The sequence below is a fragment of the Acidovorax sp. GW101-11A03 genome (genome assembly GCF_059424825.1).
The window spans coordinates 1-13,712 of sequence record NZ_JBWKZU010000096.1 but is presented as its reverse complement, the minus strand read 5'-3'; the positions used below and the strand labels follow the sequence as shown (position 1 = coordinate 13,712).

General features: G+C 66.8%; 11 protein-coding genes, 2 tRNA genes and 1 pseudogene. 6 read left to right on the top strand and 8 right to left on the bottom strand.

What is annotated here, in order from left to right:
- Positions 1–262: 262 nt before the first annotated feature.
- Complete coding sequence (locus AC07Z7_RS23595) at positions 263–3,820, top strand: EAL domain-containing protein (protein WP_494767856.1); 3,558 nt, start codon at positions 263–265, stop codon at positions 3,818–3,820.
- A gap of 43 nt (positions 3,821–3,863) precedes the next feature.
- Here AC07Z7_RS23595 and AC07Z7_RS23590 read toward each other — a convergent pair whose 3' ends face one another.
- From AC07Z7_RS23590 to AC07Z7_RS23580, 3 genes are all read right to left on the bottom strand, one after another.
- Positions 3,864–4,520, bottom strand: a complete 657-nt coding sequence (locus tag AC07Z7_RS23590; protein WP_494767855.1) for a YitT family protein — start codon at positions 4,518–4,520, stop codon at positions 3,864–3,866.
- Positions 4,521–4,659: 139 nt separating this feature from the next.
- On the bottom strand, positions 4,660–5,571 hold the full coding sequence (locus AC07Z7_RS23585) for a DUF3703 domain-containing protein (protein ID WP_494767854.1): 912 nt from the start codon (positions 5,569–5,571) through the stop codon (positions 4,660–4,662).
- Positions 5,572–5,574: 3 nt separating this feature from the next.
- Positions 5,575–6,246, bottom strand: coding sequence for a cation efflux transmembrane domain-containing protein (locus AC07Z7_RS23580; protein WP_494767853.1), 672 nt, complete (start codon positions 6,244–6,246; stop codon positions 5,575–5,577).
- 74 nt (positions 6,247–6,320) lie between these two features.
- Between AC07Z7_RS23580 and AC07Z7_RS23575 the strand changes: the two genes are divergently transcribed.
- From AC07Z7_RS23575 to AC07Z7_RS23560, 4 genes are all read left to right on the top strand, one after another.
- Entirely contained in the window at positions 6,321–6,785 is a 465-nt protein-coding gene (locus tag AC07Z7_RS23575) for a Cd(II)/Pb(II)-responsive transcriptional regulator (protein WP_494767852.1), read from the top strand.
- 146 nt (positions 6,786–6,931) lie between these two features.
- A complete protein-coding gene (locus tag AC07Z7_RS23570; protein WP_494767851.1) occupies positions 6,932–7,732 on the top strand; it encodes an MlaE family ABC transporter permease in 801 nt (266 codons plus the stop codon).
- A gap of 22 nt (positions 7,733–7,754) precedes the next feature.
- Positions 7,755–8,762, top strand: a complete 1,008-nt coding sequence (locus AC07Z7_RS23565) for an MlaD family protein (RefSeq protein WP_494767850.1) — start codon at positions 7,755–7,757, stop codon at positions 8,760–8,762.
- Positions 8,759–9,448 (top strand): hypothetical protein, encoded by a 690-nt coding sequence (locus tag AC07Z7_RS23560; protein ID WP_494767849.1) that lies wholly within the window; start codon positions 8,759–8,761, stop codon positions 9,446–9,448. The genes AC07Z7_RS23565 and AC07Z7_RS23560 overlap by 4 nt, the downstream gene beginning before the upstream one ends.
- A gap of 13 nt (positions 9,449–9,461) precedes the next feature.
- Here AC07Z7_RS23560 and AC07Z7_RS23555 read toward each other — a convergent pair whose 3' ends face one another.
- The 4 genes from AC07Z7_RS23555 to AC07Z7_RS23540 form a co-directional block, all read right to left on the bottom strand.
- The gene (locus tag AC07Z7_RS23555; RefSeq protein ID WP_240515610.1) at positions 9,462–9,839 is read right to left on the bottom strand and encodes a hypothetical protein; all 378 of its coding nucleotides are present in this window, start codon (positions 9,837–9,839) and stop codon (positions 9,462–9,464) included.
- A 151-nt stretch (positions 9,840–9,990) separates the two neighbouring features.
- Positions 9,991–10,176: a hypothetical protein gene (locus tag AC07Z7_RS23550; RefSeq protein ID WP_252658296.1), complete on the bottom strand. Its 186-nt coding sequence runs from the start codon at positions 10,174–10,176 to the stop codon at positions 9,991–9,993.
- 357 nt (positions 10,177–10,533) lie between these two features.
- A tRNA-Leu gene (locus tag AC07Z7_RS23545) sits at positions 10,534–10,618 on the bottom strand.
- A 269-nt stretch (positions 10,619–10,887) separates the two neighbouring features.
- Positions 10,888–10,972, bottom strand: a tRNA-Leu gene (locus AC07Z7_RS23540).
- A gap of 19 nt (positions 10,973–10,991) precedes the next feature.
- Here AC07Z7_RS23540 and rnr point away from each other — a divergent pair.
- Positions 10,992–13,325: a ribonuclease R gene (gene rnr / locus AC07Z7_RS23535; protein ID WP_494767848.1), complete on the top strand. Its 2,334-nt coding sequence runs from the start codon at positions 10,992–10,994 to the stop codon at positions 13,323–13,325.
- Positions 13,326–13,510: 185 nt separating this feature from the next.
- Here rnr and AC07Z7_RS23530 read toward each other — a convergent pair.
- Positions 13,511–13,669, bottom strand: a pseudogene (locus tag AC07Z7_RS23530) (alpha/beta fold hydrolase); the annotation flags it as partial.
- Positions 13,670–13,712 lie beyond the last annotated feature (43 nt).

The window sequence follows — 13,712 nt, the reverse complement described above, 5'->3', positions numbered from 1 at the left end:
GGACCAGCACCACCATCAGCAAAAGAGAGAGGCCGCGACGCATCTGCCACTGATACGGCGCGCAAAGGGTTGGTTCCCCTGTGCGCGGACTTTTCTCCTCCCGGCAGCGCTGGTCGAACTGCGCAAACAATGGAGGACGGCCGGGGCGGTGGGCGCTAACATGCAACAAAACATGTCCGCTGCGGGGTGCGGCCTACGGGTTGTGGCCTGCGGCGGACCAGCGCGCCAGCCTTCTTTCCTTGTCGAGCACAGAAAGGTCGGTATGCCCCCCTGGGTTGCAGGAATGTGGAGCACCTTGCCCGCGCGGATCCGCTGGCTGGTGCTGTGGGCCACGTTGCCAGCCGTGCTGCTGGTCGTCTACCAGGCCCGGGCCCACCGCGCCGACGCGATTGCGGCGGCAGAAGCCCGCGCGCTGCAGACGCTGCATTCGGTGGCTGGCACCCAGCAGCGCCTGATCCAGAACACGCGGCAGTTTCTCCAGCAACTGGCCGCCATGCCGCAGGTGCGCGACCCCGCAGCGCCCGAATGTGGCCGTTACCTGGCCGAGGTGCTGTCGCTCAACACCACCTACGTGAACATCGGTGTGCCGCGCGCAGACGGCGATCTGCTGTGCAATGCCCGCCCGCTGAAGGCACCGGTCAATGTGGCCAACCGCCCGTACTTTCAGCAGACCATCACCGGACGGGACTTTGCCGTGGGCAGCTTCCAGGTGGACCGCGCCGCCCAGGTGGCCAGCGTCAACTTTGCCTACCCGGTGATCCCGGCGGGCACGCAGGACGTGGTGGGGGCGGCCGTGGCCGTGGTGTCGCTGGAATGGTGGAGCCTGCGGCTCACCGACCTGGGGCTGCCCGACGGGGCCGTGGCCCGGGTGTCGGACCCCGATGGCCGCGTGCTGGCCCGCTACCCGCCCGAAGCCAGCGAGCTGGGCGCCCCGTTCGCCGATGGCGAGTTCCGCGCCATGGTGCTGCAAACCCCGCAGGGCCAGCGCCTGCGCACGCGTGCCGATGGCGCGCCAGAGCTGGTGGTGTTCCAGCCCCTCATCGAGGCAGGTGGCAGACCAGTGGCGACCATGAGCCTCACGGTGCCGCTGGAAAACCTGTATGCCGCCGCCAACCAGCGCATGTGGACCGAGATGGCCTTCCTGCTGGCTGGGCTGTTGGTGTCGGTGGTGGTGGCCCAGGTGGGCGTGCAGCGTGGCGTGGTACGGCCCCTGCAGCGCCTGCTGCACGCCACCGACGAGCTGGCCGAGGGGCGTTATGTGTCGCGCGCGCCCGCCACGGGGCTGCAGGAGCTGACCGAGCTGGGCCGCCGCTTCGACCGCATGGCGCTGACCCGCCAGAACGCCGAGGCCGAGCTGCGCCAGAGCGAGGAGAATCTGGCCATCACCCTGCATTCCATTGGTGACGCTGTGGTGGCCACCGATGCGCAGGGCCGCATCACCCGCATGAATGCGGTGGCCGAGCGCCTGACCGGCTGGCCGCTGGCACAGGCCCTGGGCCAGCCACTGGCCGATGTGTTCCGCATCGTCAACGCCAGCACGCGCGAACCCCAGGTGGACCCGGTGCAGCAGGTGATGGACAAAGGCCAGGTGGTGGCGCTGAGCAACCACACCACCTTGCTTGCGCGCCATGGGGCCGAGTACCAGATCGCCGACAGCGCAGCCCCCATCCGCAACCCCCAGGGCCAGATCGTGGGCGTGGTGCTGGTCTTCAGCGACGTGAGCGAGTCGTACCGCGTGCGCCGCAAGCTGGAGGACAACGAGGCGCGTTTTCGCACCCTCACGGCGCTGTCGTCCGACTGGTACTGGGAGCAGGACGCGCAGTTTCGCCTCACGCATGTGGAAGGCCGTGCCGATGACCGGCTGGTGCAGGAGGCGTCGCTGCACATGGGCAAGACGCGCTGGGAGCTGGCTGCGCCGGGCATGAGCGATGCGCTGTGGGAGGAGCACCGCGCGCTGCTGGAGCGCCACCAGGAGTTCCGCGACTTCGAGTTCGAGCGCCACGACCGGCAGGGCCACTCGTACTGGGTGTCCATCAGCGGCACGCCGGTGTTTGACGCAGACGGCGTGTTTTGTGGCTACCGGGGCGTGGGCAAGGACATCACCGCCCGCAAGCGCGACGAAAACGAGTTGCGCATTGCCGCCATCGCGTTTGAGTCGCAGGAGGGCATGATCGTCACCGATGCCGACACCCGCATCCTGCGCACGAATCGCGCCTTCAGCCGCATCACCGGCTACAGCGCCGACGAGGTGATGGGCCAGCGCACCCGCCTGCTGGCCTCGGGCCACCATGACAAGGCTTTCTTTGACGCCATGTGGGCCAGCCTGGCCAGCACGGGCGAGTGGAAAGGGGAGCTGTGGAACCGCTGCAAGAGCGGCGAGGTGAACCTGCATTTCATGGCGATTGCCGCCGTGACGGACCGCCACGGGGCGCTGACCCACTACGTGGCCACGCTCAGCGACATCACGCAGCGCGCCGCCGCGGCGCGCGAGATCGAGCACCTGGCCTTCTACGACCCGCTTACCCACCTGCCCAACCGCCGCCTGATGATGGACCGCCTGCAACAGGCGTTTGCCACTGGCGCCCGCTCCGGCCTGCAAGGGGCCTTGTTGTGCCTGGATCTGGACCATTTCAAGACCCTGAACGACACCCTGGGCCACGACATGGGTGACGTGCTGCTGCAGCAGGTGGCCGAGCGCCTGACCCGCTGTGTGCGCGAAGGCGACACCGTGGCGCGCCTGGGCGGCGATGAGTTTCTGGTGCTGCTGGAAGACCTGGGCGCCCAGGCCACCGACGCAGCCGAGCAGGCGCAGACTGTGGGCGAGAAGATACTGGCCGCGCTCAACCAGCCCTACCAGCTGGCATCGCACCATGTGCACAGCACCACCAGTGTGGGCGCCGTGCTGTTCAGCGGCCAGGGGCAGACGGTGGAGGATGTGGTCAAGCACGCCGACCTGGCCATGTATGCCGCCAAGACCGCCGGGCGCAACAGCATCCGCTTTTTTGACCCACGCATGCAGGCTGCCGTCACCGCCCGCGCAACGCTGGAGAACGACCTGCGCACGGCCGTGGAGCAGGGCCAGTTCACGCTGCACTACCAGACCCAGGTGGGGTGCGGCACCCGGGTGGTGGGGGCCGAGGTGCTGATCCGCTGGAACCACCCCACACGCGGCATGGTGTCGCCGTTCGAGTTCATCCCCCTGGCCGAAGAAACCGGCCTGATCCTGCCCATGGGCCTGTGGGTGCTGCAGACCGCCTGCGCGCAGCTGCGCCGCTGGCAGGACCACCCCGCCACGGCCGAGCTGCAGCTGGCCGTGAACGTGAGCGCGCGCCAGTTCCACCAAGACGATTTCATCGAGCAGGTGGTCACGGTGCTGCGCCAGACAGGTGCGCGGCCCGACCGCCTGAAGCTGGAGCTGACCGAAAGCCTGGCGCTGGACAACGTGGACGACACCATCGCCAAGATGAATGCCCTGCGTGCGCTGGGCCTGGGGTTTTCGATGGACGACTTTGGCACGGGGCAGTCGTCCCTGTCTTACCTTACGCGGCTGCCGCTCGACCAGCTCAAGATCGACCAGAGTTTTGTGCGCAACATCGGCATACAGCACACGGATGCGCTCATCGTGCAGACCATCATCGGCATGGCGCAGAGCCTGGGCATCGACGTGATTGCCGAGGGCGTGGAGACCGAGGCGCAGCGGGCGTTTCTGGAGCAGCATGGCTGCACGCTGTGGCAGGGCTATTTGTTCAGCCGCCCCGTGCCCATCGAGGCGCTGGAGCACCGCCTGCACAGCGCATTGGGCTGGCGGGTGTCCACCTAGAAGACGTGTTTCTTGGAGTGCTCAACCACCCTTGGCCGGGGGACTACACCGCCATGTAGCGCCCCGGCCGGTGGTTCATGGCCAGCACCAGGTTCAGCGCCACGGCGCCCGCAATGGACCAGGCCACGCGCAGGGGCTCTACCGTCCACAGCGCCAGCAGCACGATGCAGCAGTCCACGGCCATCTGCACCTTGCCTGCACGCCAGCCGTAGCGGTCCTGCAGGTACAGCGCGGCAATGCCCACGCCGCCCAGGCTGCAGCGGTGGCGGAACAGCACGAGAAAGCCCGTGCCCGTGATCAGCCCGCCCGCAATGGCCGCATACAGCGGTTGCAGCTGCGCAAACTGCAGGAACTGCGACTGCAGCTCGGTCAGCAGCGACAGCAGCAGCACCGCGATGAAGGTCTTGACGGTGAACGCCCGCCCCAGCTTGCTCAGCGCGAGCCAGTAAAACGGCAGGTTCAGCACAAAGAAGATCTTGCCGAAGCCGATGCCTGTGGCGTAGTGCAGCAAAAACGCCAGCCCCGCCGTGCCCCCGGTGAGCAACCCCGCGCTGGTGAAAAACGCCACCCCCACCGAGATCAGCAGCACCCCGGTGAAGATCGCCACGGCGTCTTCCGTGAGGCTGTGGGGCACCACCACCGGTGCGGCGGGCGTCGCGTTGGGGGTGGACGGGGCAGGGGATGCGGGGGAGCTGGACATGTTCGGCGAAGGAAGGCTGGGGGCTTGCGTGCGCCGCATTGGAGCACGCAAGCCCCATGCCTGGCTTGTCGCGCGTCAAGTTCTGGCGCCGTGCCGGGCGAGGGCCGCAGTGGATCGGGGGCCCCGTTGTGGCATGGGTTTACTCATCATTTGATAGCTGCTTGGGCAAGCTGGTCGCGCGCAAAGCCCATTTTTTATCCCATGTTTCGCTCACCGCCGTGGCGGCCAGCGCTTCGTCGATCAGCGGGGTGATCTCTGGCTGGGGCGCCATGGGCGCGAACGCGCTCACCCGTGCACGGCCGATGTTGCCCATGGGCAGGCGTGCCAGCGCATGGCCCAGCAGCACCAGCGCCAGCCGCAGCAGCTGGCCCGCCGCCTCACGCGCGTCGCGCAGTTGCAGGGCATAGCGCAGCATGGCAGTGTGCGACCGCCAGTGCAGCGACAGCGTGGTCTGCCCCAGCACATGGGCCGCCTCCAGCCAGTGCCAGCGCGTGCTGGGTGGTGCCCCGGCGTCGCGGGCAAAGGCGGCGAGCAGGTGGTCGAATGCGGCATTTTTTTGCCAAGGCGGGATGGCGGTGCCTGGCCCGCGCTGAGCGGCCAGCTGGCGCCAGCGCCGCTGGCGGTGCCGGTAGAACAGCTGGGCAAAGGCTGCGCTCAGCGGCGTCATCAGCCAGGGCAGGTGGCGGGCTACGACCTCGATGTCGTCGGTGTAGAGCGTGCGGCCGTCAGGCAGCGCCTGGAGGGTGATGCGGTGGTCCCAGCGCCGCATCAGCGCGCCCTCGCCGTTGTCGCGCAGCGTGGGCCAGCCACCGGCCTGCGCAGGTGCTTCGACGGAGATGCGCACGGTTTGCGGCCCCATGGGCAGAAGGCCGAGCAGCCACATCTGCACGCGCAGGTCGCCAGGGGACCAGTGGGCGGGCCAGGGCGCGCCGCCCGGGCGCTTGAACCGCACCAGCGGCGCGGTGATGTGGCGGAACACGGCGGTGCTTTGCAGCTGCGCCGCTACCCAGTCGGGCGGCGCATTCAAGGGGGTGGACAGGTGCACGCGCATGGCTCAATGCCCCTGCAGTGGTGCACCCGCAGCGGTGCCAGCCAGTTCCTGCCGGGCCTGGCGGACCACGCTCCAGCCCCCGCTGATGGCCAGGCCGGCCATGATGGCGGCCACCACCAGATCGGGCCACGCTGTGCCGGTGCCGAGCACGCCCAGGGCCGCGCCCATCACGGCGAGGTTGCCCAGCGCGTCGTTGCGGGTGCACAGCCACACGCCACGCATGTTGGCGTCGCCCTCCCGGTAGGCATACAGCAGCGCTGCCACGCCCAGGTTGGCGGCCAGCGCGAGCAGGCCCACGCTGCCCATGGTGAAGGGCTCAGGAGGAATGCCCTGCCACGTGCCCCAGGCCACGCGGCCGATCACAAACACGCCAAAGGCCAGCATGCTGGCGCCCTTGACCAGGGCAGCGCGGGCGCGCCAGCTGAGGGCCATGGCCAACACCCACAGCGACAGGCCGTAGTTGGCTGCGTCGCCCAGAAAGTCGATGGCATCGGCCAGCAGCGAGGCCGAGCCCGAGCGCATGCCCGCGCCCAGCTCCAGCACAAACATCGCGGCGTTGACGAGGAGCGCAATCCACAGGATGCGGCGGTAGCGCGGGTCGGCGCCAGCGGGCGCGCCGTGGCTGTGGCCAGGGGCGCCGTGGTCATGGTGATCGTGATTGCAATGGGCAGACATGGATTTCTTCTCCTGGCGGTTTTTGAAAGCGATGGCATCATTGGAAACCTTGAAGTCACTTGAAGGTCAAGCCCATGCATCAGCATGCCGTACAGTTCCGCATCGGCGAGGCCGCCCAGCAGTCCGGGGTGTCGGCTGCCAACATCCGCTATTACGAAAAAGAGGGCTTGCTGCCCCCCGGTGCGCGGGAGGGCAACAGCTACCGCCTCTACAGCGGCGCCGATGTGCACCGGCTGCGCTTTATCCGCCTGTGCCGTGCCATGGACATGTCGCTGGACGAGGTGCGCACCCTGCTGGCGCTGGACTGGGGCCGCAAGGCCGACTGCGACGCCGCGCGCGACACGCTGGATGCACACCTGCAGCATGTGCGCACCCGCCTGGCCGAGCTGCAAGCGCTGGAGTCCGACCTGCTCGCGCTGCGCAGCCGCTGCGATGGATCGGACGCCACCTGCCACATCATCGAAGCCCTGCACGAGCGGGCCGACGCGCAGCAGGTGGCCCTGCCCACCCCGGCAGTGCCGGGCAAGCGCCATGTGTGAGGGCATGTTTCCTGGGGATGTTGCTTGCTGCTATTTTGATAGCTTGAAAGGCATATCCATCAGGCGGAAGAGCCCAAAAAAGCATGTATCCCCGTGCCTGCAGGCGCGCCATGCGCCCGTGTGCAGGCCGCCGCTATGATCCGGCCATGATCTCGCGCCTGCCCGGCCTCTCCCTGCCCGAACGTGTGTGGAACACGGCGCGGCGCTGGGCGGTGGCCTGGTGGCGCATCCTGTACCTGGGGGCTGTGGTGCTGGTGCTGGTGCTGTCGCCGTCCAGCTACGGCAAGGGCACACGCCGGGCCCTGGCCCGCCACCTGTATCTGGACACGGCCCCCGTGCTGCTGGGCTTCACGGTGCTGGCGGCGCTCATCAGCCTGGTGCTCACGCGCATCGTGGTGGTCACGGCGCTGAGCTATGGGCTGTCCCGCTACGCGCTGGAGATGGTGATCCGCGTGCTGGTGCTGGAGCTGATTCCGCTCACGGCGGCCCTTTTTGTGGCCATGCGCTGCACCATCCCCAACGGCGCGCAGCTGTCGCGCCTGCGGCAGGCGGGGCGGTTTGATGCGCTGCGCAGCCAGGGCTCCGACCCGGTGCGCATCGAGTTGCTGCCGCGTGTGATTGCCGGGGTGTTTGCCTGCGTCACGCTGGCCGCGCTCAGTTGCGTGGTGGCGCTGGTGCTGGCCTACCTGGGCGTGTATGGTTTCAACATGGCCGGGCTGTCTGGCTACACGCGCATGTTTGGCCAGGTGTTCTCGCCCAGCGTGACCATGGTGTTTGTGCTCAAGACCCTGTTCTTCAGCCTGGCCGTGGCGCTGATCCCCATGGCCGCAGGCCTGTACGACAGCGGCGAGCGCGTCCAGCCCGACTCGGAGCTGGGTGGCCTGGCCCGCATGTTTGCCGTGCTGCTGCTGATCGAGACCGCCTCGCTCATGGGCAACTATTACTGACTGGTTTGTTCCACCCGCATCGATGAACGATCCCACCCCCACGCCCCCCACCGCAGCCGATGGCGTGCCGCCCGTCGAAACCCTGCGCCCCGTGGCCTACCTGGAGCTGAAGGCCGCCGCGCTGCTGCTGTTCACGCTGGCGCTCATCGTGGGTTCGGGCCTGTACCTGCTGTATGCGCGGGGCGCGTTCGAGCCCACCCAGACCCTGGTCCTCACGGCCGACGATTCCGAAGGTGTGGTGGTAGGCATGGACATGACGTTCTCGGGTTTCCCCATTGGCCGGGTGCGCCGCATCGAACTGGCTGATAGCGGCAATGCCCGCATCCTGGTCGATGTGCCCCGCAAGGACGCGCACTGGCTGCGCGTGTCCAGCGTGTTCACGCTGGTGCGGGGGCTGGTGGGGGGCACCAACATCCGGGCGTATTCCGGCATCCTCACCGACGACCCGCTGCCCGATGGCGCCGTGCGGCCCGTGCTGCGCGGCGATGCCACGGCCGAGATCCCGCAGCTCATGGCCACCGCGCGTGAGCTGCTCACCAACCTCAACGCCCTGACCGCTCCGGACGCTGCGCTGGGCAACAGTCTGACCAATGTCAAAACCCTCACCGACCGCCTCAATGGCCCCGGGGGCGCGCTGGGTGTGTTGATGGGCAGCGAGACCGATGCGAAAAAAATCATCGCCACGCTGGAGCGTACCAATGCGCTGCTGGCGCGGCTCGATGGCATGGCCGCGCGGGCCGACCGGCAGCTGTTGGGCAGCGACGGCAGCAAGGACGCGTTGGTGCCCGAAGTGCGCGCGGCCGTTGCGCAGCTCAATGGCCTGCTGACCGACACCCGCGCCAGCGTCAGGAAGGTGGACGCCGTGCTGGTCGAAGCCCAGGCCGTTGGCGCCAACGCCCGCGAGGCCACCAACGACCTCGGGGCCCTGCGTGCCGAGGTGGAGAGCAACCTGCGCAAGGTGGAAAGCCTGGTCAACGAGATCAACCGCAAATGGCCTTTTGCACGCGACACGGAGCTGAAACTGCCATGAAGCGATATGCCATTCCTCGTCTGCGGGTGCCGGGGCGGCTTGCCGCCGTGGGCTGCGCCTTGCTGCTGGCGGCCTGCTCCAGCAAGCCCCCGGTGCCCGATTGGCAGATGAACGCCCAGGGGGCCGCCACCAAGGCCACCGAGGCCTATCTGTCGGGCAATGCGCGCGTCGAGCAACTGGAGTGGGACCGGGCCCGCGCCGAAGTGGCCCGCACCGGCCGCGCTGACCTCCTGGCTCGGCTGGAGTTGATGCGCTGCGCGGCACAGGTGGCCAGCCTGGTGGTGGCGCCGTGTGACCGGTTTGAAGCGCTGCGCCCGGATGCGCCTGCGCCCGAGCAGGCCTATGCCGACTACCTGGCTGGTCGCGTGTCGCCGCAACAGGTGCCATTGCTGCCGGAGGCCCAGCGCAAGGTGGCCGCAGCGGGCGAGGCCGCCACGCTGGCGAGCATTGAAGATCCGCTGTCGCGCCTGGTGGCTGCCGGGGTGTTGTTTCAGGCCGGGCGCGCCAGCTCTGCCGTGGTGGCCGCAGCCACCGAGACGGCGTCGGCCCAAGGCTGGCGCAGGCCGTTGCTGGCCTGGCTGCTACTGCAGGTGCAGCGGGCCGAGGCAGCCGGTGATGCGGAAGCCGCCGCCGCACTGCGCCGCCGCGTGGGCATTGTGGAGCAGGGCGCTACGAAGGCGAAGTAGGCGGTGGAGCGGCTCAGCGCAGGCGCGCCTGGAGCTGGCTCTCGATGTCGCTGCGCTCTGCGGCAAATTGCTGGGCGCTGATCTCGTTGGCTTCAAATTTGCGTGCCATCGACAGTAGCAGCACCGTATTTTCCAGCCGCGTGTCTTGTTGCAGCGACGGTGGCAGGGCCGTGAGGCGGTCAAAGCTTTGTTTGTACAGCTCGCTCCAGCTGAGCGCGCCCGCCTGGGCCTGGGCCCGCGCGTTGTCATGCCATCGCGAGAACTCCTCCAGGGCCCCGTCGCGGGGGCTGGAGCAGCCCGCAAGCCCCCCCAGGAGCGCCAGTGCTGCCCAAGGACGGGCGGTGAAGAGTGAGCGAAGAATGTCTGCAGGGATTCGAAAACGTGGGTTCACGATCGTCCTCCATTCCTGAATGCCACCCAAAAATCAAGGTGTGCAGCGCGGAATGGTACTCTGATGCTATCGTTTTTGCTACGGTGTTGCTGTTTGGACCCACACGCCCGCGTGTCGGGCGTGGTGCCCAAGCCGCAAGGGGGGCAGTGGCTCAGTGGCTTACCAAGCCGCTGGACAAAATCTCGTCCAGCCCGGCAGGCAGGTGCAGCATCGAATCCACCGACTGCACGGCCACTTCGGGCATCAGCACGGTGACTGCCGCCAGCACGGCCAGCACCACGGTGCCCAGAAAGGCTGCAACGGCGCGTGCGCCAGGTGGGAGGGGATGGCGTTTCATGATGAAGTCCTCGTCATCAAGAGACAAAAAAGGGTGGGCGTCTCAATGACCGCCCAGGTGGCCTCAATGGCTACCAAATAGGATTTCAGCAAGGTGCCGCAGTTCCGTCTGTAAGACAAGGGCGATATCTGGGCGCCATAGGCAGGCTGTTACGGCTAGTTGCCTTCTTTGCGAAGCCGACATGACTGGCGGGGCGATGGGGCGGGCAGGCGATGCGGCGGCCACCGGGTTGGCTCAGTAGTCGACGATCTTGCCCTTGTGTGCTGAGCACGTCGGGGCCGGGGTTCAAGCGCGTCTTTCGGGGCGAGACGGGCAAAGAAAAAGCCTGCAAGTTTTGCAACTTGCAGGCTTTGTATTTGGTGCCCAGGAGAGGACTCGAACCTCCACGATGTTACTCGCTAGTACCTGAAACTAGTGCGTCTACCAATTCCGCCACCTGGGCTTTCAGATCAGCTTTGAATTATAGAGCGTTTTTTGAGGGCTCCGGCCAAGTTGCTCATTTTTTTGAAAATTGTTTGCGGCACTCTTTTGTCATCGTGCACCGTGGTAGCCGGATGGTGCGTCTGCATGAGGCTGCGGTTGGTTCAGTGGGGGTGGCCAGCCTGATGTGCGCACATGGTCTGCGTGCGCAGGTCGCCTGAAAAATAAAAAAGCCGCTGAGTGTGCAGCGGCTTTGATATTTTGAAAACCGTCTCCGGTTCTCGTTAAACTTGGTGCCCAGGAGAGGACTCGAACCTCCACGATGTTACTCGCTAGTACCTGAAACTAGTGCGTCTACCAATTCCGCCACCTGGGCATTTCAGGAAAGACTCAGATTGTATAACAAAAAAACCACCCCCGGCGCGCAACCCGTTGCGCATTTGTCTCAGGAAATTGAAGGCAGCGTGCAGGGGCACCGTGATGGACACGGTTTTGTCATCCGCGACGATGGCGAAGGCGACATCTTTATTCCCCCCAACGAAATGCGCGCCGTGCTGCACAAAGACCGTGTGCGCGTGCGCATCGTGCGCCAGGACCGCCGTGGCCGCCCCGAGGGCCGCGTGGTCGAGATCATCGAACGCCCGCCCCAGCCCATCATTGGCCGCCTGCTGCAGGAAAGTGGCGTTTGGCTGGTGGCGCCGGAAGACAAGCGCTACGGCCAGGATGTGCTGATCCCCAAGGGCGCCACAGGCGCAGCGAAGCCCGGGCAAGTGGTCGTCGTTGAACTGACCGAGCCGCCAGCACTGTTCGGCCAGCCCGTGGGCCGCATCACCGAAGTGCTGGGCGAGGTGGACGATCCCGGCATGGAGATCGAGATCGCCGTGCGCAAGTACGGCGTGCCACACGAGTTCTCGGCCGAGTGCCTGGCCCAGGCCAAGGAGTTGCCCGACAAGGTGCGCGCGCAGGACAAGAAGCGCCGTGTGGACCTGACCGACGTGCCCCTGGTCACCATCGACGGCGAAGACGCGCGCGACTTCGACGATGCCGTGTACTGCGAGCCCGCCAAGGTGGGCCGCAGCAAGGGCTGGCGCCTGTTGGTGGCCATTGCCGACGTGAGCCACTATGTGGAGACCGGCAGCGCCATCGACATCGATGCCTACGACCGCGCCACCAGCGTCTACTTCCCGCGCCGCGTGATCCCCATGCTGCCCGAGAAGCTCAGCAATGGGCTCTGTTCTCTGAACCCTGAGGTGGAGCGCCTGTGCATGGTCTGCGACATGCTGGTCACCGCCAAGGGCGAGGTGCACGCCTACCAGTTCTACCCGGCTGTGATGTTCAGCCACGCGCGCTTCACGTACACCGAGGTCGCGGCCATCCTGGCCAACACGCGCGGCCCCGAGGCCAGCAAGCGCAAGGACCGCGTCAAGGACCTGCTCAACCTGCACGATGTGTACCGCGCGCTGCTGATCGCGCGCCAGGCGCGCGGCGCGGTGGACTTTGAGACCACCGAGACGCAGATCGTCTGCGACGAAAACGGCCGCATCGAAAAGATCGTGCCACGTACCCGCAACGACGCGCACAAGCTCATCGAAGAGGCCATGCTGGCCGCCAACGTGTGCAGTGCCGACTTCATCGCGCAGGGCGGTCAGCCCGGCTTGTTCCGCGTGCACGAAGGCCCCACACCCGAGAAGCAGGAGATTCTGCGCAACTACCTCAAGGCCATGGCCGTGGGCATGAGCATCGGCGACGACCCCAAGCCGGGCGACTTCCAGGCGATTGCCACGGCCACCAAAGACCGGCCCGACGCGCAGCAGATCCACACCATGCTGCTGCGCTCCATGCAGCAGGCCATCTACACGCCTACCAACAGCGGCCACTTTGGCTTGGCGTTTGATGCCTACACCCACTTCACCAGCCCCATCCGTCGTTACCCCGACCTGCTGGTACACCGGGTCATCAAGGCGATTCTGAACAAGACGCAGTACAAGCTGCCTGCGCTGCCCACGCCGGGCGAGGCGCATGCCAAGCTGGCCAAGCGCCTCGCTGCGCGCGTGGCCGCGCCTGGCACCAAGCCACGCAAAGACGTGAAGCCGCCCAGCCGCGAGACGCAGGCCTGGGAAGCCGCCGGCCTGCATTGCAGTGCCAACGAGCGGCGTGCCGACGAGGCGAGCCGCGACGTGGAAGCCTGGCTCAAGTGCAAGTACATGCGCGAGCACCTGGGCGAGGAGTACAGCGGCGTGGTGAGCGCCGCGACCAGCTTCGGCATCTTCGTCACGCTCGATGCCATGTATGTCGAAGGCCTGGTGCACATCACCGAATTGGGCGGCGAATACTTCAAGTTTGACGAGGCGCGCCAGGAGCTGCGTGGCGAGCGCACCGGCATCCGCTATGCCATCGGTGCCCGTGTGCGGGTGCAGGTGAGCCGTGTGGATCTGGATGGCCGCAAGATCGACTTCCGCCTGGTGCGCGAGGGCGAGGAGCTGCTGGGCCGTGCGCTCAAGGACAAGGGGGTGGGCCCTGACGGCGCAAGCGGCGGTGCGCGCAAGGCTGGTGGCCGTGCGGGAGGCCGCAAGGCAGACAAAGGCGCTGCGATGTCGGCCACCGAAAAGGCGGGTCTGACCCGCGAGCGCGCGGCGCGTTCGCCCATCCAGTCGTTGAAGGCCTCGGTCAAGAAAGCGGTGGCGGGCAAGTCCAGCAAGGGCAAGGCGCGCAAGCCACGCCGGGGGTGACCGGCCGCGTCCCCCCGGGCGCTGGTTGTTGAAACCGATTGCTCATTAATTGATAGCTGCTGCCGCTTGATGGACGGGCGGTAGAAGCTATTTTTTTGAATTTTCTGGGGCGCCAGCGCGCTGGGCGGGGCCAGGCCCTCCAGAAAACGCGCATACCGCTGCGCCGTGTCGGCAGGCGCTTCCATCATGGGCAGATGGCCGATGCCGGGCAGGGCTTCCAGTTGCGCCTGGGGCAACAGCTTCTGCAAGGGCGAGAGGCCCGAACGGTCAAACACGCGGTCGCTGTCGCCCCATAGCGCGAGCACGGGGTGATTTTGTAGATCGCCCAACCGCTGTTGCAGCAAATAGCGGTCCTTGAGTTGGGCGTCCCACAGGCGGGTGTTCGAC